Here is a 26,994-nt window from a genome sequence, read left to right as displayed (position 1 = left end):
AAGCAGACTCTAGGTCTCCGCGTAGCTCTCGGTGGGGTTATAGAAGCAGTGGTCTCCCAAGCGAATGACAAAGCGTCCCACCTGAGAGGGGAAAAACTGCCTGCAACTGGGGTTAAAGGGATTGAAATACCACAGGGCAAAGCCCAGGTTGGTCAGGCGGTTCCCGGCAATGGCCCAGTCGGCAATGCTGTAATGTACGTCTGTGGGGCGCATGTTGTAGATGTTCTGCATATTGTACTGTCCCCCCACCATTTCCATGACACAGGTGAACTGCCGGGGCTGGTACACCACCTCCCGGATGGTGTACAGCCGGCCATACTCTCCATAGGTGACCTGTACCCGGTTCATCACCACACAGGCCACAGCCTTCATCCCCGTCTCCCCCTCGCCCCCGGCCTCGCATTCCAGAATGCGGGCCAGAATCTCTCTGTCTGAAAACGCCACGTCCTCCGCCCTCCTTTCCTCCCTCCATTGTATGGCCGGGAGGGGGCGGTTATGCCTGGCCCGGCCGGACAGAAGAAAAAACCGCCGGGAACGCTCCCGGCGGTTTTTCTTTGGAACCTGTACCAATAGGACATTGCGCCCGTTTGACCGGCAAGGCTTTGCTTCATCAGCCTGGCGCGAAGCCGATCCGTGCAGGGTCTTATTTCTTCACAGGCATCCAGATCTCCCACATATACTCCGGCGACAACGGGTCCCCAGCCGGGTAGACCTCCAGGTTGGGCGTGTCCTGGTCCCGCTGGTAGCCGCTTTGGGGGAACCACTCCGTCAGCACCCGGGCGTATGCCTTTGGCACATGGGGGGAGCCGGTGGGCCCCGGGAAGGAGAACACCACCCACTCTGCGGCCGGTACGGTGTACAGCTCCATGCCCGGGGGGCATATGCCCTTGTACGCCGCGCCAATGGCAGTCTCCCCGTCCAAAGCAAAGCTGTAGGCCGCTACCTGCCAGAACGGCGGGCAGTACAGGTTTTCCGCCCCGCCGCCGTTGTACAGCCGGGGGTCATACTCGGCCATAAAGCGCCGCCATAGGGGGCCCAGCGCAGGCTCGCTGTCCATATAGTCCCGGTCAGCGGGCTCCCCCCTGTCTACCAGACCTACAATTTGAAACGCCTCTGTCCGTTCCATCCGAAATTCCAATGCGCTCACTCCTTGAATGGTAAATTGAAAGGAGATGGGCGGGTAGGTCTTCAGGCGGGTCTCCGGCTTTCGGGCCTCTGTGGGCGAAACCCCGTGGAGTTCCCGGAAAGCCCGGGCAAAGGCAGTGGGGGAGTCGTAGCCATATTTCAGCCCCACGTCGACCACTCTGTCCCCGGCCTGCAGGTCGAACACCGCTTGAGACAGCCGTCTGCGCCGGATGTACTCTGACAGGGACATGCCGGTCATAAAGGAGAATATTCTTGAGAACTCGTACACCGAGCAGCATGTCATACGGGCCATGGCCCCGTAGCTTACTCGCTCTGTCAGATGCTCTTCCATGTAGCTGGCCACGCGGTTCATGCTTTCCAGCCAGTCCATACCGCTCCCTCCTTTCTGTCCCTATTCTACCATGCGGGAGGGGCAGTTTCGCCGCATCTCTTGCGAAATGCGGATAGGTCCGGCCCGGGCTACTCGTCAAAGGACACGCCCGTCAGGACCAGATACTGGTCGTAAGCGTCGGTGACAACAACTTCATCCCACAGGTTGTACTGCCGGCCCTGGACGTGGTTCTGGCTCCACACTTGGTACGGCACCGAGAATCCCACCTGCACGCCAATTACGTCCTTCATGTCCCGGCTGGCCAGCTCGTTCTGCAGTTCACCGTCCTCTACCTTGATCGGAATGGGGCGGGGGTGGTCGAGGGTATCGCAGACAATGGCGAGATACCCTGTGTCCCCCCTCTGCTGGTAGCCGGAGGCATGGCACATGACGGCCGAGCTGCCCTCATAGGCAGGGTTGATGCGGATCTCCACGCCGCTGAGCTTGAGGAGGATGGCCAGGGCGGCGAAACAGACGGCCAATGTCAGGATGATTTTGTTTCGCTTACGCATTTTTGCGCCTCCTTTCAAGGGGTTCTTGCCGGGAAAGACCGCCTCTCGGTGGGGGTTATCAGCCTTTGATGACCCCGGCGTTGTCTTTGATGTAGATCACGCCGGAGATCACCGTTACTACGGCCACTCCCCAGCACAGTACCTGAGTGGTCATGGAAATGAGAAACGCGCAGTCCGGCGGCAGTACCGCAGCAGCAAAGTAGTAGAGTAAAATACATACCATTTGCAGCACGGTCTTCACCTTGCCCCACATGTTGGCGGCAATCACCTTGCTTCCCGCCGCGGCCACCATGCGGATGCCCGCCACGGCGAACTCCCGGAACAGAGTCGCGGCCAGCACCACAGGGCTGCATACCCCGTCCAGCATCATATAGATGAAAGCCGCTGTGGTGAGCATTTTGTCAGCCAGGGGGTCGGCAAACTTGCCGAAATCGGTTTCCAGATGATACTTGCGGGCAATTTTTCCGTCCAGCAGGTCCGTCAGACTGGCCAGGGCAAACAGAACCCCTGCCAGGCCGCACATCAGGCGGCTGAACTCCTCTGTGCCGAATTTAGTCAGCGCGGCAAACACCATGAAGACAGGCACCATTGCCACCCGCAGCAGGGTCAGTTGATTGGGCAGATTCATTTTCATGTGCGTTCTCCTCCCGTTAGGCCAGACTGCCGGTCAGGTCGCCGCTCATACAGTCCTCAATCAGCACCGGCACAAAATGCCCCAGGGCGGGGCGTTTGCCCTTTGCAGTGAAAAAGACCTTTCCGTCCACATCCGGCGCGTCCATATAGGGCCTGCCAAACCAGCACTCGGCGTACCGGTCAAAGCCCTCTACCAGCACCGAAAGAGTCCGGCCAATATAGGCGGCGCTCTTTTCCTCGTTGATGTCCATCTGCATCTCCATAAGGATCTCCGCCCGGCGTTCCTTTTCCTCCTCGTCCACCTGGTCTGGCAGAGTGGCCGCGGGAGTGCCCTCCTCCTGAGAGTAGGGGAAGCAGCCCAATCGGTCAAAGCGCATCTCCTTCACAAACTCCGCCAGCTCTGTAAAGTCCTCCTCGGTCTCCCCAGGGAAGCCGGTGATCAGCGTGGTGCGCAGAATCACCCCCGGCACCTTCTCCCGTATTTTTTCGATGAGGGCAGTCAGCGAGGCCCGGTCTCCCCGGCGGTTCATGGCCTTGAGCACCCGGCCCGAGCAGTGCTGCAAGGGCAGGTCGATGTAGGGCAGCGCCTTTTCCTCCGCCGCCATTACCTCCAACAGCTCGTCGGTAATCGCGTCCGGGTAGCAGTACAGCACCCGCAGCCATTTCAGACTGTCAATTTTTGCCAGCCGCTGCAGCAGCTTTGCCAAAGAGTATTCTCCGTACAGGTCGATTCCGTAGCGGGTGGTGTCCTGGGCAATGAGCACCAGCTCCCGGGCTCCGTCTGCTGCCAGAGCCCGGGCCTCCTGTTCTATGTCCTCCATGGTGCGGCTGCGGTAGCCCCCTCGGATAGAGGGAATGGCGCAGTAGGCGCAGCGGTTGTCGCAGCCCTCGGCAATCTTCAGATAGACGGACCAGCTGGGGGTGGACAGTTCCCGGCCGCCGCACAGAGGCAGCTGCTCCTTGGGCGGAAAGGCCTCTAAGCTGCCCTCGTCCAGCATCTGCTGGATGTACTTGCCAATATCTCCGTTGGCTCCAATGCCAAACACCCCGTCCAGCTCCGGAAGCTCCCTGCGCATCTCCTGCTGGTAGCGCTCCGCCAGACACCCGGTGGCCACCAGCTTTTTAATGCGCCCCTCCTTTTTCAGCAGGGCCAGCTCCAAAATTTCATCAATAGACTCCTTTTTCGCGCTGGCAATAAACCCGCAGGTGTTGACAATCGCCACATCGGCCATGGCTACATCGTCTGCCAGCTCAAAGCCCGCGTCCTTCAGGCTTGCCATCAGCATTTCCCCATCCACCTGGTTTTTGGCGCAGCCCAGGCTGATCATTCCAACTTTCACTGCCATTCTAAATTCCTCCTATGTATTCGCGCGGCCTGCCAGCCGGCGCATGGTGTCAAAAAACAGGTCGGTATAGTCTCCCGCCAGAATCACCCGTTGGCGGGCCAGCCGTTCCCACTCCTCCAAAGAGAACCACCGGGCTCCCGCCGTCTCTCCCTGCTGAAGCTTTACCTGACTGGCAGAGCCGTTCCAGCACAGGGCGTACACGTCCATGAATATGTTCCCGAACTGGCGGCGGTGGAGGAAGCGGAGTTCCTCCTCCCGGGCGGCAATGCCGGTCTCCTCAAACAGCTCCCGCACCGCCCCCTGGCGGCTGGTCTCTCCGGCCAGCACACTGCCGCCGGGGCTTTCCCAGGTGTTGGGGGCTCCGATTTTTTCAGGACTGCGCAGGGTGCAGAGAACCCGGCCCTCCCTGTCGTAAATGGTGATAGCCGCCACCAGACAGAACATCCCGGGCGGCAGGGCCGCGCCCCGTTGGCAGACCCGGCCTGTCCGGTTTCCGGCGCTGTCGTAGACGTCCAGCAGCTCGGCAGAAGCGGGCTTGTCTGCGGGAGCTTCTGTCAGCCTATGTACTCCCGCGTAAAACCGCTCGGTATAGCCAGTGGCGAACAGCTCCCCGGCCCGGGCCTTTTGCTCCCACTGGTCCAGGGGCATCCACTGGGCGGCGTCGGTCTCCCCGGACTGCAGGGTCAGGCTCTCCGCCTTCAAATCCCGGCGCAGGCCGTAGTCGTCCATGTACCAGTCCGGCCCTTTTCTCCGGGCCAGATACACCAGCTCCTCCGGCGCAGCCACGATGCCGGTCTCCTCCAAGAGCTCCCGGGCCGCGCCTTCCCGGCTGGTCTCTCCGGCCAGCACACCGCCGCCGGGGCACTCCCACACGCCGGGGCACAGGGTCTTCTCCCTGCTGCGCCGGGTGAGCAGCACCCGCCCCCGGCTGTCCACCACTGTGACAGTTACCGCCAGATGGTAGTCCCCAGGAGCAAGGGGCTGGCCCCTGGGATGGGTGCGGCCGGTCAACGCGCCGTCAGAGTCGTAAATATCCCAAAGCTCCATTTATTTGACATCCTCCTGCTTCTGTTGATTTTTGGTTCTTCCTGCCGTGGCCTCTGTACGGGCGGGGCTCTGGCGTTTCATCTTATACTTCTTGGGCTTGGGCCTCAAAAGAGTAAGAACGTCCTGGGCCAGGCCGCTGGTTGCCAGCCACATGCTCACCTCGCCCCCCAAAAACAGAATGTACATGCAGAAGAACAGCCAGAACATGAGGATGACCAGAGTCGCCAGACTGCCGTAGATGGAGAAGTTGGAGAAATTTTCTACAAACAGGGAGAAGAAGTAGGAGAACAGCACCCAGCCGCCTGCGCCAAAAGCGGCCCCTGCCAGATTGCAGCGGAATTTCACCCGCCGCCGGGGGACAAAGGTGTACAGCAGAATAAAGAACAAAAACAGCATAACAAAGCTTGCCAGGGACTTGAAATTGATGAGCAGCGCCGCCAGCACCGGCCAACGCTCTTGCAAAAAGCGGTAGAGGGTGGAGCCGAACACCAGCAGCAGCGCCGCCGCAATCAGCACCACGGCCAGCATAATCACATAGACCATGGCCATGAGCCGCAGCATGATATAGTTGCGGGGGGTGTCGGCCTCGTAGATGTGGTCCAGCCCCTTGATGACAGCCACCATGCCCATGGAGGAGGACCACACCGCCATAACCAGGGCGGCGGGCAGTACGGCGGAGGACTCGATGGGGCTGGGAATAATCTCCCCCAGCGCGGCGGAGAAAGCGGCGGGAAGCAGCTCCAGCCCGGCCTCAACCATGCTCAGGCCTGAGGAGAAGTGGATGCGCTGCATCAGGGTGAGCAGAAAAGCCAGAAAGGGGAGGAAGGAGGTGATGAGAAAGAACGCGCTGTGGGCCGCCGAGGAGTCCAGGCGGTGGCGGTTGACCCGGTCAATGAACCAGAGGGCGTGTTTTTTGAGAAAGGGCCACATGAAAGCGCGCCTCCTTTGGGAATAGTTTGAGATATTATAACACGGGAGGGGAGGGATGGTCAAGGCTGAGCTTAGGGAAGGAAACCGGGGGAAACAGCCGCTTTGGCCGCAGGCTCCGGGCCAGGGGAAAAGGGGAAGGAGCCTGTGCCGCCGGCGGGGTTGAGCCGGGCGGTCTCCGGTTTGCCTGAGGTCGGTTTATAAACTCAAAGAAAAATTCAGAGTAGTTTATAAATCTCTTGACAAATTTATAAAGGAAGCTTATAATACATTCACAAGACCAGTATGGTCTGAGGAGAAGATCGAACCACGAAAAAGGGGGGTACTGTTTTTATGGGCCTGGAAATGATTGACGCGGGCTGGCTGTCCATTCTTCCGCCGCTGGTGGCCATCACCCTGGCGCTGCTGACCAAGGAGGTGTACTCCGCTCTGTTTCTGGGGGTGCTCACCGGCATGTGCGTCTACAGTTTTTCTACCGGGGGCAGCCTGCTTCAGGCGGTTACATACGCTTTCCAGATGATGGCCGGAAAAATCGGCGACAACGGGATGATGATCATTTTTCTGGTGCTGCTGGGGTCTTTGGTGGTCATTGTCTCCCGCTCGGGGGGCACTGCCGCCTATGGCCGCTGGGCGGTGCGGCGCATCAAAACCAAGCGCAGCGCCAAGCTGACCACCGCCCTGCTGGGCCTGCTGATTTTTCTGGACGACGGCTTCAACTGCCTGACCGTGGGCACGGTTATGCGGCCTATCACCGACAAGCATAAGATTTCCCGGGAGAAGCTGGCCTATCTGCTGGACGCCACTGCCGCGCCCATCTGCATCATTGCTCCCATTTCCAGCTGGGCCGTAGCTGTGGCCAGCGAGGTGGAGGAGGCCGGAGGCCTGGGGGCCTTTGTACAGACCATTCCCTACAACCTCTATGCTATTCTGACCATTGCCATGGTACTGGTCCTCAGCGCCACCAGCTTTGACTTTGGCCCCATGAAGCGGGCGGAGGCCGCTCCCCAGTACCCTGCCGGGGCGGAGGAGGCCGGCTCTCCCCAGGAGGCCGGCGCTGTGGAGGACGCGGCCCAGCCCAAGGGCACAGTGTGGGACCTGGTGCTGCCCATTGTCACCCTGATTGTCACAGCAATTCTGGGCATGGCCTATGTGGGGGGCTTCTTTGAAGGGGTGGACTTTGCCGTAGCCATTGGCGAAAACCCGGTGGCCGGGCTGACCCTGGGCACCTTTGCCGGGCTGCTGATGGCTCTGGCCCTGTACCTGCCCCGGCGGCTGATGACCATGCAGCAGTTTGTGACCGGCATCATCGACGGCATCAAGACCATGATTCCGGCGTTGACCATTCTGATTCTGGCCTGGGCCCTGGGGGGCGTGTGCCGGGAGATGATTGGCACAGGCAATTTTGTCAGCCAGTTTGTCACCAGCATCCGCCTGCCCATGAGCCTGCTGCCGGCCATTGTGTTCGCGGTGGCGGCGTTTCTCAGCTTCTCCATGGGCACCGCCTGGGGAACCTTCGGCATTCTGCTGCCCATTGTATCCATGCTGTGCGCCGGCGCTGAGGGCGGCGGGGCAGTGCTGATGCCCACCCTGGGCGCAACCCTGGCGGGCTCGGTGTTTGGCGACCATTGCTCCCCCATCTCGGACACGACCATTCTGGCCTCCACCGGGGCCCAGTGCAACCACCTGGCCCATGTCTCTACTCAGCTGCCCTATGCGGTGCTGGTGGCCGGGGTGTGCTTTGTGGGCTATCTGGCGGCGGGGCTGACCAAAAACGCCATTGTAACCATTTTGATCTCTCTGGCAGCGTTGGGGGCGGCATTGGGCGCGGCGGCGTTCATTCAACGGCAGCACAGCGCTGCCGCCGGCCCCCGGCGGAGCAGCTCCGCGGGGTAAGAACAACGGTTTGAAATTTTTAGCTCTGGCTTTTGCCTCCGGGCGTTTGGGTCTGCAAAGCGGACCCAAACGCTGCGGGGGCATTTTGTTTTGCCGCTGCGGCTCAAGGTCTTTGGAAAGGCCCGGGCCGCTGTCTTTTTCGGGAGCGCCGCGCCTCTCGGTCCGCCGGGCAGGCGCTGCCAAATGTGCGAGGCCCTTTGCCGCAAAACAGATTGCGGCAGGCAGAGTCTGTCATTTTTTCATAAGCTCCTTTTCTTTGGGCAGAATATTTCACCGCTTCTCCGATTATAAATAGTCAACAGTACACAGACTCTCACGGAAAGGGGGCGCGCCTTATGGGAACTTTGAAAAAACCATACGCGCTGGTGCGGCTGAACCGGCCTCTGCTTCTGGGGCTGCTGGCGATTCTGTCCCTGCTGGGAGCTCTGGCCGCCATGACCGCCCGGGCCGTCTCTGTCCCCGAGGGGGTGGACCTGCCGGTGGTCATGTACCACGCCGTGCTGAAGGACGAGGCCCGCCACGGCCAGTATGTCATCTCTCCCGCCGAGCTGGAGAACGACCTGCTCTACCTGAAGCGTCAGGGCTACACCACTATCCTTGCCCAGGACCTGATCGCCTATACCCAGGGCGCGGACCTGCCGGAAAAGCCCATTCTTATCACCTTTGACGATGGGTATTACAACAACTACCTCTATGCCTTTGAGTTGGCGAAAAAGTACCATTGCAAGTTTGTGCTCTCACCCATTGGCCGCTGGGCCGACTTTTACAGCGAGACCGGCGAGACCAACGCCTATTACACCCACGCCACCTGGGACCAGCTGAAGGAGATGGCGGACTCGGGCCTGGTGGAGATACAGAACCACAGCTACGACCTGCACCGAACCTCCGGCCCGGTGGGGGTCCAACGCCGACAGGGCGAGAGCGGCGTTCAGTATCAGGCCCGGCTGACAGCGGACGTGATGAAGGCCCAACAGGTCATTGAGGACCACCTGGGCCAGGCTCCGGCCGTGTTTGTCTACCCCTTTGGGGCTGTAAGCCAGGGCACGACGGAGATCATCCGGGGCCTGGGCTTTTCCGCAACCTTCAGCTGCCGGGAGAGAATCAACCGGGTGACCCGGGACCCGGAGAGCCTTTACGACCTGGGGCGGTTTCTGCGGCCCTCGGGAGTGAGCTCTCAGACATTTTTTGAGCAGCAGATGAAGCTGTCATAAACGGAGGTCAATCATGCCGACTATGCCGAAAATCTATCTCAAGCCCTCCTCCCGCCCCCACCGCTATCCCAATGGGGGCGATGAGGCCTATTGGATGCACCGGATTGCCGCCGCTGTAAAAAAGGAGCTGGCGGCGCTCTCGGTGGACTGTGTGCTGGGCGGCGAGCCCCAGGACGACTGCGGCCTGCGACTGACCCTGCGCACCCATGCCGCGCCGGAGGAGATGGAGGCCAAGCTTAAGGGCGTGGAGGTCTTTTACTACTCCTACAGCCCGGCGGCAAAGCGGGCGGCGGAGGTGTTTACCGCCTGCCTGAAGGAGGTGTACCCCGAGCCCCAGCTGGTAGAGGCCGCGCCCACCCCTGCCCGGGAGGAGCTGAGAGAGGCCAGAGTGCCCGCCCTGCTGGTGGAGCTGGGTTATCATGACAACCCCCAGGACGAGGCCTGGCTGGTGAACGGGGTAGAGTCCATCTCCGCGGGCCTGGCCAAGGCAGCTGCCGGCTTTCTGGGGGCGGAGGGGCCATGAGCGCGGCCGGACTGTTGGACAGCTTGAGCGCGGCCCTGTGGGGCTGGCATGTGCTGCTGCTGATTCTGGCTGCGGGAGCCTGGTTCTCTTACGAGAGCTGCTTTTACCAGCTGCTCCACATAGGCCGCTGGCTGCGGGCGGCGTTGGGCAGCTCCGGGAGAAAAGGGGAGCAGGGGGGAGCCACCCGGTTTCAGGCGCTGACAGCGGCGTTGGCCGGGTCCATCGGCACAGGGAATATTGTGGGGGTGGCGGCGGCTCTCACTGTGGGCGGGCCGGGGGCGTTGTTCTGGATGGGAGCCTCGGCAACCCTGGGCATGATGACTGTCTTTGCCGAGAACTACTTTGCCGCCCGCTGCCGGGAGGCGGGACGGCCTGCCGGTCAGCATAACCGGAGCAGGCAGGGGGGACGGCGCCCAGCGGGGCCGCTGCATTACATAGAACGGGCGGGGCGGTTTGGCGGAGCCCTGGCGGCGGTGTATGCCCTGGGGTGCTGTCTGTCCTCGCTGGGTATGGGCAATATGGCCCAGATGAACGCCTTTGCCGCCGCCTGTCAGGGCCTGGGACTGCCCGCCCTGCCGGTGGCCCTGGGGGCGGGAGTGCTGGTGTTTTTTGTGGCCCGGGGCGGGCTGGGCTTTGCGGTGAAAATCACGGAAAAGCTGGTGCCCGCTATGACCCTGCTGTTCTTCGCCGCGTCCCTGGGGACGCTCTGGGTGCACCGGGCCAACCTGCCGGCTGCGGTGGGGTCGGTTTTTCAAGGGGCCTTTTCCCTGCGGGCCGGGGCCGGAGGGACGGCGGGCATGCTCATCGCCATGAAAGCCGGGGTGTCCCGGGGGGTGTTCACCAATGAGGCGGGGCTGGGCAGCTCGGCCTTTGCCTATGAGGAGGTCCGGGGGCACAGCCCGGAGGAGCTGGGCTGTCTGGGGATTTTTCAGGTGTTTGCGGACACCCTTGTCATGTGTACGGTGACAGGGCTGTGCATTCTGTGCAGCTGTCCCCCCCAGGGACTGGAAGGGGCGGAGCTGACCTTTTATGCCTACCGCTCTGCCCTGGGGGACCTGGGGGGCTGGGCGGTGAGCCTGTGCACGGCGTTGTTTGCCCTGGCGACCGTGGTGGCCTGGTGCTGCTATGGCCGGGAGGGGCTGCTCTACCTGACAGGAGGCCGGGGAAAGACGCTGTACGGCCCCCTGGCGGCGGCTGCGGCAATGATTGGGTGTGCCGCGCCGGTGGGGGCGGTGCTGCAGGTGGGAGACGCTTTCAACGGGCTGATGGCGCTGCCCAATGTAGCGGCGTTGTTCTGGCTGGCGGCACAGGCCGCAAACCGCCGGAAAGCAGAAAGTGGAGGGAAAAAAGTTCTTGAGGATTCTTGAGAGACTTCTTTCAAGAAGGCTTCTTCGGCTTCATCCCGACACCGGTGTCAGCTTGCAGCCGTTAACCACAAAAGATGCGGCGCAGTCAGCAATGACCCGAGGCAGAGGTTTGCATCCATAACGCAGAGGGCAAAGCTGTACTGCCACACGCGGTGTTGGTGACAAAGTCGACCGGCAGACCACCCGGACCCGGCAATATCAAAGGCTGTAGCTCTACCCTGGCAATACCAAGAGCTCTCTGCGTCTGCGGCGAATTGAAAAGTCCTGCCAGTCCCCGCATAAGAAAAGAGGAACTGCGAAGTGAGTACAATCAACTGGCGAGCCGCTTGTACCCGGCAAATTTGGGGGAGACGCCCCACATATGAAGCCTCTGCCCGCGGCAAACAGAGGATCGCAGTGGACGCCCTTGCCCAGCTGAGGCAGCCAGAGGGACGTTCCGGCAAAACGATGCAGGCCGGTGGACGTCTGCCCGTCAGTCTGCGCGGCTGGCACAGGAGCTCTCCCGCCAGACGGCGGGTTTCCCCTGCCGCCTGTCAGACAGAGGGGAACCAGGCCCCGGCCCTGTGAGCCAGCTACAAAAAAAAGACTGGTAATTTCCAGGAGTTTATGGTAAAATAAATAAAAAGACCTCACCAATCCACAGGAAGGGGAAATTCATTATGAAACTGATCCTGGCTATTGTAAGCAACGACGACAGCGGAGCCGTGTCCTCCGCCCTCACCCGTGAGGGCTTTTCCGTCACCAAGCTGGCCACCACCGGCGGCTTTCTCATGGCGGGCAACACCACCTTCATCTCCGGCGTGCAGGACGAAAAGGTAGATGAGGTCATTGGCATTATCGCCAAGTACAGCAGCCGCCGCACCCAGATCGTCCCCCATTCCTCTACCATGGAGGTGGGCATGTATTCCTCCTTCCCGGTGGAGGTCACGGTGGGAGGCTCCACGATCTTTGTGCTCAATGTGGACCGCTTTGAGAAGGTCTGATGGAATTTCCCGGCTTTTTAGGGAATAAAAGGGGAAAAGAGGCCTTGAACGCCGCGTTTTCCACGGGGCGTTTTCCCCATGCGGTCATTTTGCAGGGAGACCCAGGCACAGGGCGGCATACCCTGGCCCGGCTGCTGGCTCAGGCGCTGGTGTGCCGGGACAGAGAACATGCCCCCTGCGGGGTCTGTCCCAGCTGCGTCCGGGCCCAGGCGGGCAGCCACCCGGACATCCGCAGCTTTGCGGGCAGCGGCGCTTCAGGCAGTCTGACAGTGGAGACGGTGAAGGCGATGACAGAGGACGCCAGCCGTTCCCCTCTGGAAGCGGAGCTGCGGGTCTGTCTGGTAGACATAGGGGACAACACCCTGCCCGCGGCCCAGAACAAGCTGCTTAAGCTGCTGGAGGAGCCCCCTGGAAACACGGTGTTCCTGCTCATCTGTAAAAACGCCCGGTCGCTGCTGGAGACCATTCGCTCCCGGGCACAGATTGTCACCCTGACGCCCCCGGCTTTGGAGGAGGCAGCGGACTGGCTGGTCAAAAACCAGGGCGCAGACCCCAAGGGGGCCCGGGAGCTGGCGACGCTCTGCGGGGGCAACCTGGGCCAGATGCAGGCCGAGGTCCAGGAGGGCGGGGCGGGCAAGGCCTTTGGTATTGCCCAAGAAATGGTAAAGGCCTTGCTTTCGCCGGGGGGACATCCCCTGCTGAAGGCCTCCGCTCCCTTGCTGAAGGACCGGGCCCTGTGCCGGGCGGTGCTGGCCCGGCTGACGGTGATTTTCCGGGACGCCTGCGTCCTGCGGTATGGGGAGGGCCCTGTGCTGGGGGGCGCGCCGGAGCTGGCCCAGCGGCTGTGCGCCCTGCCGGCCCGGCGGCTGGTCCGTCTGCCGGAGCTGACCGAGGAGTACAGCCGCCGGCTGGACCGCAACGCCAACAGCGCGTTGCTGGTCACCTGCCTGTGCGCCCAGCTGCGGGCCGGGTAGGGGAGGCTGCAAGAAAAATATTGGAAGAACCCAGGAGTAGATTCAAACATGGCAGAAGTGATAGGCGTGCGCTTCAAAAGCACGGGCAAGGTATATTATTTTGACCCCTGTGGGGAGAGGCTGAGCCGGGGCGATATGGCGATTGTGGAGACCACCCGGGGGGTGGAGTGCGGCGAGGTGGCCATGGAGAACCGGGAGGTCCGGGACACGGCCATTGTGCAGCCTCTGCGCAAGCTCATCCGCCGGGCCACCCCCGAGGACCTGCGGCAGGTGGAGGAGAACCACCGCAAGGAGAAGTCCGCCTTCAAGGCCTGCGAAAAGCGCATTGCCGCCCGGGGCTTGGAGATGAAGCTGGTAGAGGTGGAGTACACCTTTGACAACAGCAAGATTCTCTTTTACTTTACTGCCGACGGCCGGGTGGACTTCCGGGAGCTGGTGAAGGACCTGGCGGGTATGTTCCGTACCCGCATTGAGCTGCGGCAGATTGGTGTGCGGGACGAGGCCAAAATGCTGGGCGGCATCGGCATCTGCGGACGGCCCTTCTGCTGCGGGTCGTTTTTGGGAGGCTTTCAGCCAGTGTCCATCAAAATGGCCAAGGAGCAGGGGCTGTCTCTGAACCCGGTGAAAATCTCTGGGGCCTGCGGGCGGCTGATGTGCTGCCTGAAATATGAGCAGGAGGCCTACCAGGACCTGCTGCGCACCACTCCCAAGGTGAACGCCATTGTCACCACGCCGGAGGGCAAGGGCGTGGTCATTGACCAGAACCTGCTGACCCGAAAGCTGACCGTCCGCCTGGACAAGGACCCGGAGGGCGCGCCCAAGGTGTTTACAGCGGACCAGGTGAAGGTGCTGCGGGACGGCCGGGTGAAGCTGGACAAGCAGGAGCTGGAGCAGCTGAAGAAGCTGGAACAGTAAACCGCAAAGCAAAAAGGAGCCGGGAGGGGACGCCCCCTTGGGCTCCTTTTGCGTTTTCAGCCTGCCGGGAGGGACGGGTCTGCCCCGTCGGGAGGCGGTGGGGTGGGGGTGTCTGCCCGATACCACTCCTTGGTGGCGTCGTCCCGCTGCACCGGGCACTGGCGGCTGCGCAGCAGCTGGCACAGCTGATACACGTCCACCCAGATTTCCCCGTTGCCCTCCTTCTGGCTCTCGTCAAAGATAATTTGCAGGCCGTAGTGCAGGTGGCTTTGCTCAATGCCGTTGACATTCTCTTTGGCGCTGTAGCCTGTGCGCCCCACATAGCCAATCACGTCCCCGGCCTCCACGGTTTTGCCCACAGCCAGCCCCTGGGCAAAGGGCCGGTCCTTGCGCAGGTGGGCATAGTAGTGGTAGCGCAGGCCGTCGGCGCTGCGTATGCCGATCCGCCAGCCGCCGTACTGGTTCCAGCCCAGATTTTCCACCACCCCGCCCTCCACGGCAATCACCGGGGTGCCCACTGCGGCCATCATGTCATGCCCCAGGTGCCGGCGGCGGTAGCCATATTCCCGGCTGACCCCAAAGTCGTCGTAGTCGCTGTAGGGGAAGGTTTTGGCAATGGGGGAGTAGGCGGTGAGGCCGTAGCACAGCTCCGGGCCGTTTTCGGCAGACTGGGTATACTCCCCGGCAAACCCGCCCAAAACCGCGCCGTAGGCCTCCCGATAGTAGGAAAAGGAGGCCAGCTGGGTAAGGTCCTCTCCGCTTTTTACCAGCTCAGCGGCCTTTTCCAGATCGCTGTCCCGGTAAAGAGAGAAGTCACCCCCATATTTTGCCGCCAGATAGGCCAGCAGGTCCAGCCAGCTCACATGGCCCTGGTCCGAGCCATAAGAGGCGGCGTCCAGGTCCAGCGCCTGTCGGAGCACAGAGGCAGGCACGTCAAAGTCTACCCACTTGATAAAGTCCTTTTTCTCCTGAGAGGCAGCGGCCAGGGCCCGGCCCAGCACAGGAATGAGGGCAAGGAGGAGCAGCGCGGCAATCAGGGCAGGCGCGGCGGTTCGGGCCTTGAGCTTGCAAGTAAAAAACATAGCTTTCCCCCGCTTTCTGTTTCCAGTTTCATTGGTATGCAGGGGAAGGGGGAAATATTTTTGTTTTTCTGTCAGGCGGAGGCGGAGCAGCAGAAACCCTTCCGGCAGGAGGCATCCTGGCCGGACAGAATCAATCTCCCCTGCGCGAAGGGGAGAATCGCTCCTCAGATATTCAGAATATTGCGGCAGCCTTCCACAGAAAATATCACCGGCTGACAACGCGGTAATGAGAACAGTCAAAAGAGAAGGGAGCGTTGAGCCGCGCAGGGCAAAGACTGAAAAAAGTACAGCTTCCCCAGATTTATGCGGTGTTTTGCCCTATGCAACCGCTGGTTGACACATTTCAAGCCCCGCGTTCTTGCGCCGCAACCGGCCGGCGCCTTACAATAGAGGCAAACCAACAAGGAGGATATCAGTATGAACGGTATGAGCACAACAGACATTGGGGAGCGCATCCAGACCCTGCGCAAGGCGGGAGGGCTCTCTCAGGAGGAGCTGGCCGGCCGGACAGGGGTCTCCCGCCAGGCGGTAAGCAAGTGGGAGAGCGGCCAGAGTATGCCGGAGCTGGATAAGCTCCTGTCCCTCAGCGAGCTGTTCGGGGTGTCCGCCGACTATCTCCTCAAAGGCACAGAGCCTGAGAAAAAGGGGATGGACAGCCGCCTTGGCAGCAGGGTGCTCTATGTGGCCTCCACCGCGTTTATTTTTATTGGGCTGTTCTGCGGGTTTGCCGCGTGGTATGAGAACCAGACCCCGGCGGAGATTTTCGGAGCCATGTGCGTTCAGGCTCTGGGCCTGGCGGGGTATTTCATCGGCCGGGCGCTGTCCGGTCAGCGGCCCGCCTTTGCTATCAAATGGCTGAATCTGCTGGGGCTGACCTTCATGCCCTGCTCGATACTGGCGGGGGTGTTCTTTCTGGGGGCGCTCACGCCCTATCCTGTGGATATCCGCCAGATGGCGGTGTTTGCGGCGTTGTACCTAGCAGTGGCGGCGGGAGGCTTTTGGCTGCTGCGGCGCAGAAGAGGTTGAGCGGGAGGCCAAGGGGCGGACCCTTTTGGCCAGCTTCTACCCCAAAATTTGCAGAGCTGCTTACAGCGCTGATGTGTCATTGCGCACTTTACGAATTTTCAGCTTAGAAAATGGCAAAGGGCCTGGGCAAACGCAGATGGGAACTCACCCTAAGACCGGTAAGAGCTTGGACATGTCAGCCTCCGTCTCGCATCCATAGGGTTACAAACTATATTTTCTCTTGCAAAACCTCTGGGGTCATGCTATTCTATATGGTAAGACTGAAGGAGGTGCGTGGGATGGAGAATCAGATTTTGCGGGTCTCGCTTTTAGGAGGACTGCGTTTTGACTATGGAGAGAACCATGTGGACGATACCAGCGGCCACTCGAAAAAGATATGGCTGCTGCTGGCCTATCTGGTGTGCATCCGGGGCCGGGCGGCCTCCCGTGAGGAGCTGGCTGGGCTGCTCTGGCCAGAGGATAAACGTCCCACAAACCTGACCAATGCCATGAAGACCACCCTTTTTCGGGTGCGGGCCAGCCTGGAACAGCTGTATGAGGGGGCGGGGCACCAGCTGGTGCTCTCCCAGGAGTCGGGCTATGCCTGGAACACGGAGCTGCCCCTGCTGCTGGACGTGGACGAGTTCCGGTCCCTGTGCGCCTCCCGGGGGGAGCGTCAGCTGGAGGACTGGCTGCAGGCGGCGGAGCTGTTTGGCGAGGGCTTTCTGCCCAAGCTGCGGGAGAATCCCTGGGCGGCGGAGACCGCCGCTCAGCTGCGGAGGCTTTATATAGAGACTGTGCTGGGAGCGCTGCCTCTGCTGGAGGAACGCCGCCGGTGGAAGGACGCCGCAGAGCTGTGCCGGGAGGCCATTCTGCGGGACCCTCTCAACGAGGAGCTGTACTGCCGGCGCATGTCCGCGCTGCTTCGCATGGGGGAAAACCGGGCCGCTGCGCTGGTTTATGAGGACATGAACCAGTTCTTTCTGTCTCAGGCAGGCGCTCTGCCAGGCGAGGAGGCCCAGACCATTTACCGCCGGGCGGTCAGCGGGGTGAGCAGCGGGGCAGTGGCCTCGGCGGCGATTGTGGACCAGCTCTCGGAGGGAACGCCCTCCGGCGCGTATTTTTGCGAATACGATGTGTTTCGGGCCATTTACCGGCTGCAGGTGCGGGACTCTGCCCGGAGCGGGGAGGAGACCAGTCTGGCGGTGCTGACGGTGGTGCACAAATATGGGGGCGAGCTGAACCGCCGGAGCCTGGACCTGGTGATGGGCAATCTCCTGCGGCTCATCCCGGAGCTGCTGCGCCACGGGGACGCGGTGGCCCAGTGCAGCGCGTCCCAGTATGTGCTTTTGCTGCCCCGGGCAGGCTTTCAGGATGGCCGGGAGGTATGCAGGAGAATCAGCCGTGCCTTTGCCCGCCAGTATCCCCACTCTCCGGCCACCCTGCAAGTGACCGTATGCCCCCTGAAGCCCGGCGAACAAGTGCCCGTCCCCGTTGACGACCCTACGCCGGCGTGAGGCTGAGGTGGCGAAGCCAATACATAGGCACAGCCAATGCGGGCGGCTGGGCCTATGGTCGTGGTTTGCGACAGTGGTAGGCGGCTGGGCTTTTATTGTCGAGGTTTGTGACAGCTGCGGACAACAGGCTTTTTGAGCCAGTGTGACCGGTGGGCGCTGGGGTTGTGGCCCCGGGCTTTTCAGGCTGTGCTTGGGGACATTACATCTGACAGAGTAATTGCATATCATGAAAAAGAGAATCACCCGGCGGTGACTCTCTTTTTTTGATGGAATGATTGTAAACGGCTTCAGCTCTTGATCAGCTTTTCTCCGTCAAACAGGAACGCGCCCCGGGCGCAGCCGGTTTTGCCTCCCGCCAGCAGGTGCTTTTTAAAGGCGCGCTGCATCCGGGTTTTCTCCGGCAGCTCTGCCGGGGCCTTCTCCGCCTCTGGCCCAAACACCCGCCAGGCGTCGTCAAAGCTGCTGTCCTCTGTCTCCAATATGGCAAAATCGTCCATAAAGCTCACAATATTGGAGTCCTCCGGCAGCGCCTTCCGATACCCCGGGTACAGCAGCCAGGAGTGGCACACAAACACCGCGGGCCCGCCCTTCAGCCTGTCCTGGAAAAATTCATAGGCCAGCTTGTAGGAGGCCAGCCGGGCGGCGGCGTCAAAGAGCTCGCCGCTGGAGGGAATGTGAATGTTCAGCACCTGGTCCCCGGGGTTTACCCTGTGCCCGCCCAGCGTAACCGCCGGGCCCCGGTAGGAGATGACCTCATACTCCAGCCGGCCCAGCTTGAAAATGTCCAGCCGGTAAAAAATGGGGTACCAGAAGGCCACAAAGGTGCCCCAAACCCCCTTGTTCTCCTTGCATTCCAGGGTCTTGTAGCACAAGTCGCTGAAGGTGTCGAAGAACACCTGGTCAGCAATGCCCGCCTCTTGGTAAGCCTGGTAGGCCTTCTCAGCGGCCAATGCCAGAAACAGCCCCCACACGGTGTAGACGCTTACGCCGGAGTGCGCCGCCATCTCGTCGATCAGGGGGGCGGTGAGCTGGGTATCAAAATCATTCTCATAGTAAAAGGAGATGGTCCCGGCCATCTCCTCCGGGTCAATCTGTCCGGCAGCAGCCCGGTAGGCCTCCTGGGCCTCCTGGGGGAAGCCGGTTTTTTCCATTAGAAGCTGCAAAAAATTCAGGTTCATAGGGTTACTCCTTGTTTGTTTTGGTGTTGTGTGGGTTGAACAGACCTGTGGGCGCATGTCTGCGAAGCATAAAGGCGCAGAGACTTCTTCCGCCGAAAGCAGGCCAGCGCATGGGCCTTTCATGACCCGCACGGACTTCCGGTCCCGCTTTCAGGCATTGCCGGGGGCAGGCTGGGCGCGGTTTCCGCGGGCCAGCTTCTCTGTGTCCAGAATCAAGGTCACCGGGCCGTCGTTCTCCGCCAGAATCCGCATGTCTGCGCCGAACTCTCCGGTGGTCACCGGCAGGCCCAGGTCCCGCAGGGCGCTGACAAAGCGTTCGTAAAGAGCCTCCGCCTCTCCCGGAGGCGCGGCCAGGTCAAAGGAGGGACGCCGTCCCTTCCGGCAGTCGCTGCCCAAGGTGAAGTTGGAGATGACCATTACCTGGCCCCCCACGTCGGGCAGAGCCCGATTCATCTTCCCCGCCTCGTCTGAAAACACCCGCAGGCCCCAGAGCTTTTCGGCCAGCAGCTGGGCCTGGGCAGGGCTGTCTCCCCGCAAAACGCCCAGAAAGACCAGCAGCCCGGGCCCGGTAGAGCGGGTCTCTGCTCCGTTGATGACGAGGTTGGCGGACAGCACACGTTGTACCACAGCGCGCATGGGGGCACATCCTTTCCCAATGGTTCTGGCAAAAGCCTGCCCATATTATAACAACAAATCTCGCTTTTGTCCATGACAGTGTGCAAGGAAAGGAGAAAAATTTACCGGCCGGATGGGAGCGCGCCTAGCGCGGGAAATAACAGGCTAGCGCAGATATTGTCACTCCTTTCAACAGGCGGCTTGCCAGAAATTCAGCAGCCTTGTGGGGGTGCTTCCATATCCAGCCGTGCCCTTTGTACCCTGCCCGAAAAAATAACTATTGACATTTCCGGCTTTTGGGTTTACAATTTGGTTAGCTAAAGATAACTTGAAGTTTTTTGTGTTATATTGTGTTATATTTTTATAATCAGTTTTATAATAGAGTTAGGAGTGGTTAACTATGACCTTGCTGGACGCGCCTGCCGGTTCCCGGTGCCTGGTGCAGGCGCTGGACCTGCCCATGGAGCTCTCCCGGCGGCTGGAAGCCCTGGGTATGATAACAGGCAGTCAGGTGAATGTACTGCGCAAAAAGCGGCGGGGGGCCATGATCATCACGGTGCGGGGCACTCGCTTTGCGGTGGGAATGCAGATTGCCAGGCACATCACGGTAAAGGAGGAGAAGTGAATGGCGGGAGAAATTGCCATCGGCTTTGCAGGCAACCCCAACTGCGGCAAAACCACCCTGTTTAACGCCTATACCGGCGCGAACCTGAAGGTGGCCAACTGGCCCGGGGTAACGGTGGAGAAAAAAGAGGGGCGTTTTCAGTTTCACGACAGCGAGTACCGGCTGGTGGACCTGCCCGGAGCCTACAGCCTGACCTGCTACACCATGGAGGAGCAGGTGACCCGGCAGTACATATTGAGCGACGAGGTGGATGTGATCATCGATGTGGCGGACGCCTCGGCCCTGCAAAGAAACCTCTATCTCACCCTGCAGCTCATCGAGCTGGGCAAGCCGGTGATTCTGGCCCTGAACATGATGGACATTGTGGAGAAGCGGGGCATGGAGATTGACACCCACCGTCTGCCTGAGATGCTGGGCATCCCGGTCATTCCTGTGTCTGCCCGGCGGAAAACCGGGCTGGACATTCTCATGCACGCGGCGGCCCACCATGTGGGAAAGCCCTCTGACGTGCCCCTGATCCACCACCACGGGGGAGAGGGCGGCGTCACCCGCAGCACCCGCGGGGCGCGTCATAAGCACCAGCACCACGCAGAGTACGCGATGGTCTACAGCGACCTGATTGAGGATAAGATCGACCAGCTAATCGATGAGCTGCAGGCCCGCTACCCCGGCCTGCAAAATTACCGCTGGCACGCCCTCAAGCTGCTGGAGGGGGACCGGGAGCTGCTGGAGAAGTACCCGGTGAACCGGCCTGACGTGCTGGACCGGAGCTATGAGCAGGACATTATCAACCAGAAGTATGACTTTATCGACGAGATCATCCAGGAGGTGGTGGTCAACCGGGAGGAGCGCAGCGCGGTTACCGACAGGGTTGACAATCTGCTGACCCACCGGCTGTGGGGGCTGCCTGTGTTTCTGCTGATTATGGCGGCAGTGTTCTTCCTCACCTTCACAGTGGGCGACTGGCTCAAGGAGTATTTCCAGCTGGGGCTGGACTGGTTCTCGGCAGGGACCCTCCACTGGCTGGAAGCCTGGCAGGTGGCCCCCATGCTCACCTCTTTGATTGTGGACGGCATCATCACCGGGGTGGGGGGCATTCTCACCTTTTTGCCCAACATTATCATTCTGTTTCTGGCCCTGGCCTTTTTGGAGGACAGCGGCTACATGGCCCGGGTGGCCTATGTGATGGACGGCATTATGGGCAGGCTGGGTCTGTCTGGCCGGGCGTTCATCCCTATGATTCTGGGCTTTGGGTGCAGCGTGCCGGCCATCATGGCCTCCCGCGCGCTTGAGAACCGGCGGGACCGGTACAAGACCATGCTGATCACGCCCTTTATGTCCTGCAGCGCCCGGCTGCCCATTTATGTGCTGTTCTCTGAGATGTTCTTTGCAGACCACGCCATGCTGGCGGCCTACTCCATGTATGTGCTGGGGCTGGTGGTGGCGGTGCTGTGCGCCTTTGTCATGGGGCTGCTGGAACGGGGAAGGAAACGCCAGGGCAATGCCCTGCTCATTGAGCTGCCGGAGTACAAGGCCCCCAGCGCCCACACCATTTTCATCTATGTCTGGGAGAAGGTGAAGGACTATCTCAGCCGGGCGGGCACCATCATCTTTGTGGCGTCCATCCTGATGTGGGGGCTGTTGAACTTTGGCCCCTCAGGCTATACCGGCGGCGACATGGCGGACACCTTCGGCTCGCTGCTGGGCAAGGGGCTGACACCCTTCTTCGCGCCGGTGGGCCTGGGCTACTGGCAGATTGTGGTGGCGCTGATCGCGGGGGTGTCTGCCAAAGAAGTAGTGGTTTCCAGCTGCGCGGTGCTGTTCAGCGTAAATAATGTAAACTCGGCAGCGGGCATGGCAAGCCTGTCGGCCATTCTCAGCGGCATGGGCTTTGGCCCGGCCAACGCTTTGGCGCTGATGACCTTTTCGCTGCTGTATATCCCCTGCGCGGCTACCCTGGCCACCATCAAAAAAGAGACAGGAAGCTGGCGGTGGATGCTGGGGGCGGCGGCGTTCCAGGTGGCGGTGGCGTGGCTGGTGAGCTTTGTGGCATACCGGGCGGCGCTGCTGGTGATGTAGGGGGGCTGCGGAAGCAGGCTTTGGCGGGCTGGAAATTTCTCCCCTGGCATAAGACTTGCATTTTTCCTTTTCTTGTGTTATGATAATCCAGCCCCTACATAGGGCGCAACCGTAGAACTTGTACCGATAAAGGAGGGACCCAGATGTCACCGCAAATGGTAGAACTGCACGACGTGGACGTACCCGCTTTTCTGAAAGTGCTGGACAGCTGCGAGGGCGAGGTGTACCTGATGACCCGTGACGGCGACCGCCTGAACCTGAAAAGCAAGCTCTGCCAGCTGGTAGGGCTCACCGCCCTGATTGAGGGCGGCAAGATCGCCGAGGCCTTTGTGATGTGCGAGCGTGAAACCGACGAGTCGAAGCTGTTCCGCTTCAACCTGTACAAGAAAGGCGTGGAGGAGGACAGCTAGGTCCTCGGGGAAAAAACAGAGTGCAAAAGGCCGCTTCCCGAAGGAGGCGGCTTTTTTTGCCCGGACCGGCAGACCAGCCTATGGCGCAAATGTAAATAAAATGTGGCTATTGTTGCAATCTGTGTGCCGGACGTGGTATAATGTCCAGGTATAGGCAGAAATATCGAGATGAGAGGTTCGCGTATGGCAAACAATATATTGACAAAGCTTTTTGGAAATTACAGCAAGCGGGAGCTCAAGCGCATTCAGCCCCTGGTGGACCAGGTGCTGGGCCTGGAGGACCGCTACCGCAAATTGTCTGACGCAGAGCTTAAGGCAGAGACCCCCCGCTTCCGCCAGCTGCTGAAGGAGGGCAAGCCCCTGGACAGCATCCTCCCCGAGGCCTTTGCCGCCTGCCGGGAGGCCATGGACCGGGTGCTCAGCAAGCGGCTGTTTCCGGTGCAGGTTCAGGGCGGCATTATTCTGCACCAGGGCCGCATTGCCGAGATGAAGACCGGCGAGGGCAAAACCTTTACCCTCGCCCTGCCCGCCTATCTGAACGCCCTCTCCGGCCAGGGGGTGCATATTGTCACGGTCAACGAGTACCTGGCCAAGTACCAGGGTGAGATGATGGCCCGGGTGTTCAACTTTATGGGCCTTACCGTGGGCCTTGCCATGACCGGCATGACGCCCCAGGAGAAGCAGCAGGCCTATGCCTGCGACATCACCTATGGAACCAACAATGAGATGGGCTTTGACTATCTGCGGGACAATATGGTCATTTATAAGGACCGCAAGGTGCAGCGGGGCCACCACTATGCCATTGTGGACGAGGTGGACTCCATTCTCATCGACGAGGCCCGCACGCCCCTGATTATCTCCGGCCAGGGGGAGAAGGCCGACGACCTGTATCAGCGGGCCAACGCCCTGGCCCGGGGCCTGAAGCTGGTGCGGGTAAAGGAGACCGACCAGAAGGAGGACAACGACGAGCTCTACGCGGAGTATGACTATATTGTCAACGAAAAGCTGAAAACCTGCTCCCTCACCCGCCGGGGCGTCAAGCGGGCCGAGGAGTTCTTCGGCCTTGAGAACCTCACCGATCCGGACAATATCCGCATCCAGCACCATGTGAACCAAGCCATAAGGGCCTGGGGCATTATGCACCGGGACCAGGACTATGTGGTGAAGGACGGCGAGGTCATTATTGTGGACGAGTTCACCGGCCGCCTGATGTACGGCCGCCGGTATAATGAGGGCCTGCACCAGGCCATTGAGGCCAAGGAGGGGGTAGAGGTGGCCCGGGAGAGCAAGACCCTTGCCACCATCACCTTCCAGAACTATTTCAGAATGTACGAAAAGCTCTCCGGCATGACGGGCACCGCCCTTACCGAGCAGGAGGAGTTCTCTGAAATCTACCGGCTGGACGTGGTGGAGATTCCCACCAACCGGCCCATGATTCGGGAGGACTGTGCCGATGTGGTCTACAAAACGGCCCAGGCCAAGTACCAGGCAGTAATCAATGACATTGTGGAGCATCATCAGACAGGCCAGCCTGTGCTGGTGGGCACTGTCACCATTGAAAAGTCGGAAATGCTCAGCAAAATGCTGAAGGCCCGGGGCGTGAAGCATGAGGTCCTCAACGCCAAGTTCCATGAGAAGGAGGCCCAGATTGTGGCCCAGGCCGGCCGCAAAGGGGCGGTGACCATTGCCACCAACATGGCCGGCCGGGGCACGGATATTCTGCTGGGGGGCAACGCGGAGTTTATGGCCAAGGCCGAAATGCGCAAAAAGGGCTACACAGAGGAGCAGCTGGTGGAGGCCACTGCTTTCAGCGCCACAGAGGACCAGGAGATTCTGGACGCCCGGGAGGAGTTTGCCAGGCTCAACCGGGAGTATGAGGCCCAGATCGCCCCGGAGGCCCAGGAGGTCAAAAGGCTGGGCGGCCTCTATATTATCGGCACCGAGCGCCACGAGAGCCGCCGGATTGACAACCAGCTGCGGGGCCGGGCGGGCCGCCAGGGGGACCCGGGCAAGAGCCGGTTTTACATTGCTTTGGAGGACGACCTGATGCGCCTGTTCGGGGGCGAGCGGCTTTCGGCCATGATGGATAAGCTGCGCATTGACGATGACATGCCTATTGAGGCGGGCATGGTCAGCAACTCCATCGAGGGGGCCCAGCGCAAGGTGGAGAGCCGGAACTTCGGCATACGCAAAAATGTTTTGCAGTATGACGAGGTGATGAACAACCAGCGGCAGATTGTCTACGGCCAGCGGGACCAGGTGCTGGACGGGGAGGACATGAAGCCCGCCATTATGAAAATGATAGAGGAGGCCATTGAGGCCAATGTGAAGCGGTATCTGCCTGAGAATGTCCCCCATGACGACTGGGACCTGGACGGCCTGCGGGAGCACTACATGGGCTGGCTCATCGGGGAGGATGACCTGAGGTTCACCCAGCGGGAGATTGAGGACCTGGAACCGGAGTATGCCAAAAAGGTGGTGTGGGAGAGAGCCCAGGCCCTGTATGAGGAGAGAGAGCAGGCCTTTACCGCCCCCGTGATGCGGGAGGTGGAGCGGGTTGTCATGCTGAAGAATGTGGACCGGGAGTGGATGGACCACATCGACGCTATGGAGCAGCTTCAGGACGGCATCCGCCTGCGGGCCTATGCCCAGCAGGACCCGGTGGTGGAGTACCGTTTAGAGGGCTTTGACATGTTCGACGCCATGATCGACTCCATCCGGGAGAACACGGCAAAGGATATTCTCACTGTGCGGCTGCGCACCCCGGAGGCTCCCCAGCGGGAGCAGGTGGCCAAAGAGACCAGCGCCGGCGCGGCCACAGACGGCACGGTGAAAAAGCAGCCCCAGAAAAAGGCCAAAAAGCCGGGCCGCAACGACCCATGCCCCTGCGGCAGCGGCAAAAAGTATAAGAAATGCTGCGGCCGGGACGAGTGAGGACAGAGGAGGAGACCATGAGACGAGGTAAAAAGCAGGGGGCTTTGGGGGCTGTGCTGGCAGTGTGCCTGGCCCTGACCCTGGCTCTGAGCGGCTGCGAGCTGCTGCCCTCAGACGATTATGTGGATTATGACGTGTCGGCCTATATTCAGGCCCTGCTGGACAGCAGCTATCACAACTCCCATGACAGGTATATTGTGCTGGCCCAAACCGACCTGGCCGGCGCCCAGGTCAACAATAGCTCTACAGTAGAGAACGCCGCGGTGCATTTTTGCAACGCCTACAATCTCTCCCCCACCGAGGGGCAGCTGACGGAGCTGCAGCAGATTATGTCCCAGGTGTTGATGGCCGCCCAGTACACGGTGAAGGATGAGAGCCGGACCGACAAGGGATATTATATTGAGGTGGAGGTCACCCCGGTGATTACCCTGGCTGGGCTGGAGTCGGAGTTTGCCGAGCTGCGCACCCAGGCCCAGGACGAGGCCGATGCGGCCAACAACACAGCCACCCCGACCCCAGAGCCCGAGGAGGACAACGGGGAAGACGAGTGGGGAGAAGAGGATGAATGGGGAGAGGAGGAGGAGCCCACCCCCACCCCGGCGCCTACTCCCGAGCCTGTCAAGGTGGACGCTCACGAGCTGTATGTGGGCAAGGTGATTGAGCACTGCCGGGGGCGGCTGGCCCAGATGGAGTATCAGTCCTCGCCGGTGACCATTGCTCTGGACATCCGGCAGACGGACCAGGGCGAGCTGCAGCTGGACATGAACCAGATTGAGGACATCGACAAGACGGTGCTGCTGTTCAAGCTGACATAAGGCGTTTTGCGCTGTATTTGCCGGCGGCAAGCCCTCTGCTGTCTGACATCCGGTCAAAGGCGCGGCCGGCGAGGGCAGAGGGCTGCGCCTGGCAGCAGCGTTCGCCAAGCGAGCCCGCAGAAGGCTGTCAGGCGTTCCACTTGGCAGCGTCAGGCGGGAGGACCGCAAATTTTCTTGTTCAGAATAATCTTTCGGAGGAATCAACATGGAATACCCCGCTCTTTTCACCACCGCTCTGCTGGACCTGACCCACACTACCGCCGCTCCCCTGTTGGAGAAGGCTCAATACCCCTGGCAGGCCCTGTCCGGTATTGGCGCGTTGATCCGTGCGTTGGGTGAAGCCCTGCCCGCCGGGGAGTATCACCATCCGGAGGAGCTGGTGTGGATTCACAAAACCGTCAAGCGTTTCCCCAACAACTTCATCGCCGGCCCCTGCATCATCGGCCCGGAGACCGAGGTGCGCCCGGGGGCTTTCATCCGGGGCAAAGCCCTGGTGGGGGCCGGGTGCGTGGTGGGCAATTCCACGGAGCTGAAAAACGTCATCCTGTTTGACAGCGTTCAGGTCCCTCACTACAACTATGTGGGCGACTCTATTCTGGGCTACAAGTCCCACATGGGAGCCGGGTCCATTACCTCCAATGTGAAGTCGGACAAAACCCTGGTGGCTGTAGCTGCGGGGGACAGCCGCATAGAAACAGGGCTGAAGAAGTTCGGGGCTATTTTGGGGGACCATGTGGAGGTAGGCTGCGGCTCGGTGCTGAACCCGGGCACGGTGGTTGGCCGGAACAGCCGGGTCTATCCCCTGTCCTCTGTGCGGGGGGCGGTGGAGGCGGACAGTATTTATAAGTGTGCGGGAGAAATTGCGGCCATCCGCTGAGCCCCCTTAA

General features: G+C 60.8%; 25 protein-coding genes. 15 read left to right on the top strand and 10 right to left on the bottom strand.

Going from position 1 to position 26,994, the window contains the following annotated elements:
* Positions 1-9: 9 nt before the first annotated feature.
* The 7 genes from ACTO5E_RS00555 to ACTO5E_RS00525 form a co-directional block, all read right to left on the bottom strand.
* The gene (locus ACTO5E_RS00555; RefSeq protein ID WP_482300640.1) at positions 10-444 is read right to left on the bottom strand and encodes a cell wall hydrolase; all 435 of its coding nucleotides are present in this window, start codon (positions 442-444) and stop codon (positions 10-12) included.
* Positions 445-643: 199 nt separating this feature from the next.
* Positions 644-1,516, bottom strand: coding sequence for an AraC family transcriptional regulator (locus ACTO5E_RS00550; protein WP_482300639.1), 873 nt, complete (start codon positions 1,514-1,516; stop codon positions 644-646).
* Positions 1,517-1,605: 89 nt separating this feature from the next.
* Positions 1,606-2,028 carry a hypothetical protein gene (locus ACTO5E_RS00545; RefSeq protein ID WP_482300637.1) on the bottom strand — a complete coding sequence of 141 codons (423 nt, stop codon included), beginning with the start codon at positions 2,026-2,028 and terminating at the stop codon, positions 1,606-1,608.
* A gap of 58 nt (positions 2,029-2,086) precedes the next feature.
* Positions 2,087-2,662 carry a CDP-diacylglycerol--glycerol-3-phosphate 3-phosphatidyltransferase gene (gene pgsA, locus ACTO5E_RS00540; RefSeq protein ID WP_482300636.1) on the bottom strand — a complete coding sequence of 192 codons (576 nt, stop codon included), beginning with the start codon at positions 2,660-2,662 and terminating at the stop codon, positions 2,087-2,089.
* A gap of 16 nt (positions 2,663-2,678) precedes the next feature.
* Positions 2,679-4,007, bottom strand: coding sequence for a 30S ribosomal protein S12 methylthiotransferase RimO (gene rimO, locus ACTO5E_RS00535; protein ID WP_482300634.1), 1,329 nt, complete (start codon positions 4,005-4,007; stop codon positions 2,679-2,681).
* Positions 4,008-4,019: 12 nt separating this feature from the next.
* A complete protein-coding gene (locus tag ACTO5E_RS00530) occupies positions 4,020-5,054 on the bottom strand; it encodes an NUDIX hydrolase (protein ID WP_482300632.1) in 1,035 nt (344 codons plus the stop codon).
* Positions 5,055-5,984, bottom strand: a complete 930-nt coding sequence (locus ACTO5E_RS00525) for a YihY/virulence factor BrkB family protein (protein WP_482300631.1) — start codon at positions 5,982-5,984, stop codon at positions 5,055-5,057.
* Between the two features lie 330 nt (positions 5,985-6,314).
* Between ACTO5E_RS00525 and ACTO5E_RS00520 the strand changes: the two genes are divergently transcribed.
* The 7 genes from ACTO5E_RS00520 to ACTO5E_RS00490 all read left to right on the top strand — a co-directional run bounded on the left by ACTO5E_RS00520 (position 6,315) and on the right by ACTO5E_RS00490 (position 13,847).
* Positions 6,315-7,874, top strand: a complete 1,560-nt coding sequence (locus ACTO5E_RS00520) for a Na+/H+ antiporter NhaC family protein (protein ID WP_482300629.1) — start codon at positions 6,315-6,317, stop codon at positions 7,872-7,874.
* 335 nt (positions 7,875-8,209) lie between these two features.
* Entirely contained in the window at positions 8,210-9,085 is an 876-nt protein-coding gene (locus ACTO5E_RS00515; RefSeq protein ID WP_482300627.1) for a polysaccharide deacetylase family protein, read from the top strand.
* A 13-nt stretch (positions 9,086-9,098) separates the two neighbouring features.
* Positions 9,099-9,608, top strand: coding sequence for an N-acetylmuramoyl-L-alanine amidase family protein (locus ACTO5E_RS00510; RefSeq protein ID WP_482300625.1), 510 nt, complete (start codon positions 9,099-9,101; stop codon positions 9,606-9,608).
* Positions 9,605-10,975, top strand: coding sequence for an alanine/glycine:cation symporter family protein (locus ACTO5E_RS00505; protein WP_482300624.1), 1,371 nt, complete (start codon positions 9,605-9,607; stop codon positions 10,973-10,975). The genes ACTO5E_RS00510 and ACTO5E_RS00505 overlap by 4 nt, the downstream gene beginning before the upstream one ends.
* 659 nt (positions 10,976-11,634) lie before the next feature.
* Positions 11,635-11,958, top strand: coding sequence for a cyclic-di-AMP receptor (locus tag ACTO5E_RS00500; protein WP_482300623.1), 324 nt, complete (start codon positions 11,635-11,637; stop codon positions 11,956-11,958).
* On the top strand, positions 11,958-12,932 hold the full coding sequence (locus tag ACTO5E_RS00495; protein ID WP_482300622.1) for a DNA polymerase III subunit: 975 nt from the start codon (positions 11,958-11,960) through the stop codon (positions 12,930-12,932). The genes ACTO5E_RS00500 and ACTO5E_RS00495 overlap by 1 nt, the downstream gene beginning before the upstream one ends.
* Before the next feature lie 48 nt (positions 12,933-12,980).
* Positions 12,981-13,847: a PSP1 domain-containing protein gene (locus tag ACTO5E_RS00490; RefSeq protein WP_482300620.1), complete on the top strand. Its 867-nt coding sequence runs from the start codon at positions 12,981-12,983 to the stop codon at positions 13,845-13,847.
* A 56-nt stretch (positions 13,848-13,903) separates the two neighbouring features.
* On the opposite strand, the gene ACTO5E_RS00485 is transcribed toward ACTO5E_RS00490, so the two are convergent.
* Positions 13,904-14,929: a M23 family metallopeptidase gene (locus ACTO5E_RS00485; protein WP_482300618.1), complete on the bottom strand. Its 1,026-nt coding sequence runs from the start codon at positions 14,927-14,929 to the stop codon at positions 13,904-13,906.
* Between the two features lie 417 nt (positions 14,930-15,346).
* Here ACTO5E_RS00485 and ACTO5E_RS00480 point away from each other — a divergent pair, with 417 nt between their 5' ends.
* Positions 15,347-15,955: a helix-turn-helix domain-containing protein gene (locus tag ACTO5E_RS00480; RefSeq protein WP_482300616.1), complete on the top strand. Its 609-nt coding sequence runs from the start codon at positions 15,347-15,349 to the stop codon at positions 15,953-15,955.
* A gap of 278 nt (positions 15,956-16,233) precedes the next feature.
* Entirely contained in the window at positions 16,234-17,451 is a 1,218-nt protein-coding gene (locus ACTO5E_RS00475; protein WP_482300614.1) for an AfsR/SARP family transcriptional regulator, read from the top strand.
* 287 nt (positions 17,452-17,738) lie between these two features.
* Here ACTO5E_RS00475 and ACTO5E_RS00470 read toward each other — a convergent pair whose 3' ends face one another.
* Both ACTO5E_RS00470 and dtd read right to left on the bottom strand, forming a co-directional pair.
* Positions 17,739-18,629, bottom strand: coding sequence for an acyltransferase domain-containing protein (locus tag ACTO5E_RS00470; RefSeq protein WP_482300612.1), 891 nt, complete (start codon positions 18,627-18,629; stop codon positions 17,739-17,741).
* A 150-nt stretch (positions 18,630-18,779) separates the two neighbouring features.
* A complete protein-coding gene (gene dtd / locus ACTO5E_RS00465; RefSeq protein WP_482300611.1) occupies positions 18,780-19,265 on the bottom strand; it encodes a D-aminoacyl-tRNA deacylase in 486 nt (161 codons plus the stop codon).
* Positions 19,266-19,644: 379 nt separating this feature from the next.
* Between dtd and ACTO5E_RS00460 the strand changes: the two genes are divergently transcribed.
* From ACTO5E_RS00460 to ACTO5E_RS00435, 6 genes are all read left to right on the top strand, one after another.
* The gene (locus ACTO5E_RS00460; RefSeq protein ID WP_482300610.1) at positions 19,645-19,869 is read left to right on the top strand and encodes a FeoA family protein; all 225 of its coding nucleotides are present in this window, start codon (positions 19,645-19,647) and stop codon (positions 19,867-19,869) included.
* Complete coding sequence (feoB, locus tag ACTO5E_RS00455) at positions 19,870-21,948, top strand: ferrous iron transport protein B (protein ID WP_482300609.1); 2,079 nt, start codon at positions 19,870-19,872, stop codon at positions 21,946-21,948.
* Positions 21,949-22,091: 143 nt separating this feature from the next.
* Complete coding sequence (locus ACTO5E_RS00450; protein WP_482300607.1) at positions 22,092-22,358, top strand: hypothetical protein; 267 nt, start codon at positions 22,092-22,094, stop codon at positions 22,356-22,358.
* Between the two features lie 183 nt (positions 22,359-22,541).
* Positions 22,542-25,292, top strand: coding sequence for a preprotein translocase subunit SecA (gene secA / locus ACTO5E_RS00445; protein ID WP_482300606.1), 2,751 nt, complete (start codon positions 22,542-22,544; stop codon positions 25,290-25,292).
* A 17-nt stretch (positions 25,293-25,309) separates the two neighbouring features.
* A complete protein-coding gene (locus tag ACTO5E_RS00440; RefSeq protein WP_482300604.1) occupies positions 25,310-26,107 on the top strand; it encodes a hypothetical protein in 798 nt (265 codons plus the stop codon).
* 205 nt (positions 26,108-26,312) lie between these two features.
* Complete coding sequence (locus ACTO5E_RS00435) at positions 26,313-26,984, top strand: acyltransferase (protein WP_482300603.1); 672 nt, start codon at positions 26,313-26,315, stop codon at positions 26,982-26,984.
* The last annotated feature ends 10 nt before the right edge of the window (positions 26,985-26,994 follow it).

The sequence above is a fragment of the Acutalibacter sp. genome, assembly GCF_056800975.1.
This window is presented reverse-complemented; position numbering and strand designations above follow the sequence as displayed.

What these genes read in the sequence shown, in the direction of transcription:
- ACTO5E_RS00510 (WP_482300625.1), top strand. Translation starts at nt 9,099, where the DNA reads ATGCCGACTATGCCGAAAATCTATCTCAAGCCCTCCTCCCGCCCCCAC.
- ACTO5E_RS00550 (WP_482300639.1), bottom strand. Translation starts at nt 1,516, where the DNA reads ATGGACTGGCTGGAAAGCATGAACCGCGTGGCCAGCTACATGGAAGAG.
- rimO (WP_482300634.1), bottom strand. Translation starts at nt 4,007, where the DNA reads ATGGCAGTGAAAGTTGGAATGATCAGCCTGGGCTGCGCCAAAAACCAG.
- feoB (WP_482300609.1), top strand. Translation starts at nt 19,870, where the DNA reads ATGGCGGGAGAAATTGCCATCGGCTTTGCAGGCAACCCCAACTGCGGC.
- ACTO5E_RS00525 (WP_482300631.1), bottom strand. Translation starts at nt 5,984, where the DNA reads ATGTGGCCCTTTCTCAAAAAACACGCCCTCTGGTTCATTGACCGGGTC.
- ACTO5E_RS00505 (WP_482300624.1), top strand. Translation starts at nt 9,605, where the DNA reads ATGAGCGCGGCCGGACTGTTGGACAGCTTGAGCGCGGCCCTGTGGGGC.
- pgsA (WP_482300636.1), bottom strand. Translation starts at nt 2,662, where the DNA reads ATGAAAATGAATCTGCCCAATCAACTGACCCTGCTGCGGGTGGCAATG.
- ACTO5E_RS00450 (WP_482300607.1), top strand. Translation starts at nt 22,092, where the DNA reads ATGTCACCGCAAATGGTAGAACTGCACGACGTGGACGTACCCGCTTTT.
- dtd (WP_482300611.1), bottom strand. Translation starts at nt 19,265, where the DNA reads ATGCGCGCTGTGGTACAACGTGTGCTGTCCGCCAACCTCGTCATCAAC.
- ACTO5E_RS00475 (WP_482300614.1), top strand. Translation starts at nt 16,234, where the DNA reads ATGGAGAATCAGATTTTGCGGGTCTCGCTTTTAGGAGGACTGCGTTTT.
- ACTO5E_RS00500 (WP_482300623.1), top strand. Translation starts at nt 11,635, where the DNA reads ATGAAACTGATCCTGGCTATTGTAAGCAACGACGACAGCGGAGCCGTG.
- ACTO5E_RS00470 (WP_482300612.1), bottom strand. Translation starts at nt 18,629, where the DNA reads ATGAACCTGAATTTTTTGCAGCTTCTAATGGAAAAAACCGGCTTCCCC.
- ACTO5E_RS00460 (WP_482300610.1), top strand. Translation starts at nt 19,645, where the DNA reads ATGACCTTGCTGGACGCGCCTGCCGGTTCCCGGTGCCTGGTGCAGGCG.
- secA (WP_482300606.1), top strand. Translation starts at nt 22,542, where the DNA reads ATGGCAAACAATATATTGACAAAGCTTTTTGGAAATTACAGCAAGCGG.
- ACTO5E_RS00480 (WP_482300616.1), top strand. Translation starts at nt 15,347, where the DNA reads ATGAACGGTATGAGCACAACAGACATTGGGGAGCGCATCCAGACCCTG.
- ACTO5E_RS00545 (WP_482300637.1), bottom strand. Translation starts at nt 2,028, where the DNA reads ATGCGTAAGCGAAACAAAATCATCCTGACATTGGCCGTCTGTTTCGCC.
- ACTO5E_RS00515 (WP_482300627.1), top strand. Translation starts at nt 8,210, where the DNA reads ATGGGAACTTTGAAAAAACCATACGCGCTGGTGCGGCTGAACCGGCCT.
- ACTO5E_RS00520 (WP_482300629.1), top strand. Translation starts at nt 6,315, where the DNA reads ATGGGCCTGGAAATGATTGACGCGGGCTGGCTGTCCATTCTTCCGCCG.
- ACTO5E_RS00490 (WP_482300620.1), top strand. Translation starts at nt 12,981, where the DNA reads ATGGCAGAAGTGATAGGCGTGCGCTTCAAAAGCACGGGCAAGGTATAT.
- ACTO5E_RS00495 (WP_482300622.1), top strand. Translation starts at nt 11,958, where the DNA reads ATGGAATTTCCCGGCTTTTTAGGGAATAAAAGGGGAAAAGAGGCCTTG.
- ACTO5E_RS00440 (WP_482300604.1), top strand. Translation starts at nt 25,310, where the DNA reads ATGAGACGAGGTAAAAAGCAGGGGGCTTTGGGGGCTGTGCTGGCAGTG.
- ACTO5E_RS00485 (WP_482300618.1), bottom strand. Translation starts at nt 14,929, where the DNA reads ATGTTTTTTACTTGCAAGCTCAAGGCCCGAACCGCCGCGCCTGCCCTG.
- ACTO5E_RS00530 (WP_482300632.1), bottom strand. Translation starts at nt 5,054, where the DNA reads ATGGAGCTTTGGGATATTTACGACTCTGACGGCGCGTTGACCGGCCGC.
- ACTO5E_RS00435 (WP_482300603.1), top strand. Translation starts at nt 26,313, where the DNA reads ATGGAATACCCCGCTCTTTTCACCACCGCTCTGCTGGACCTGACCCAC.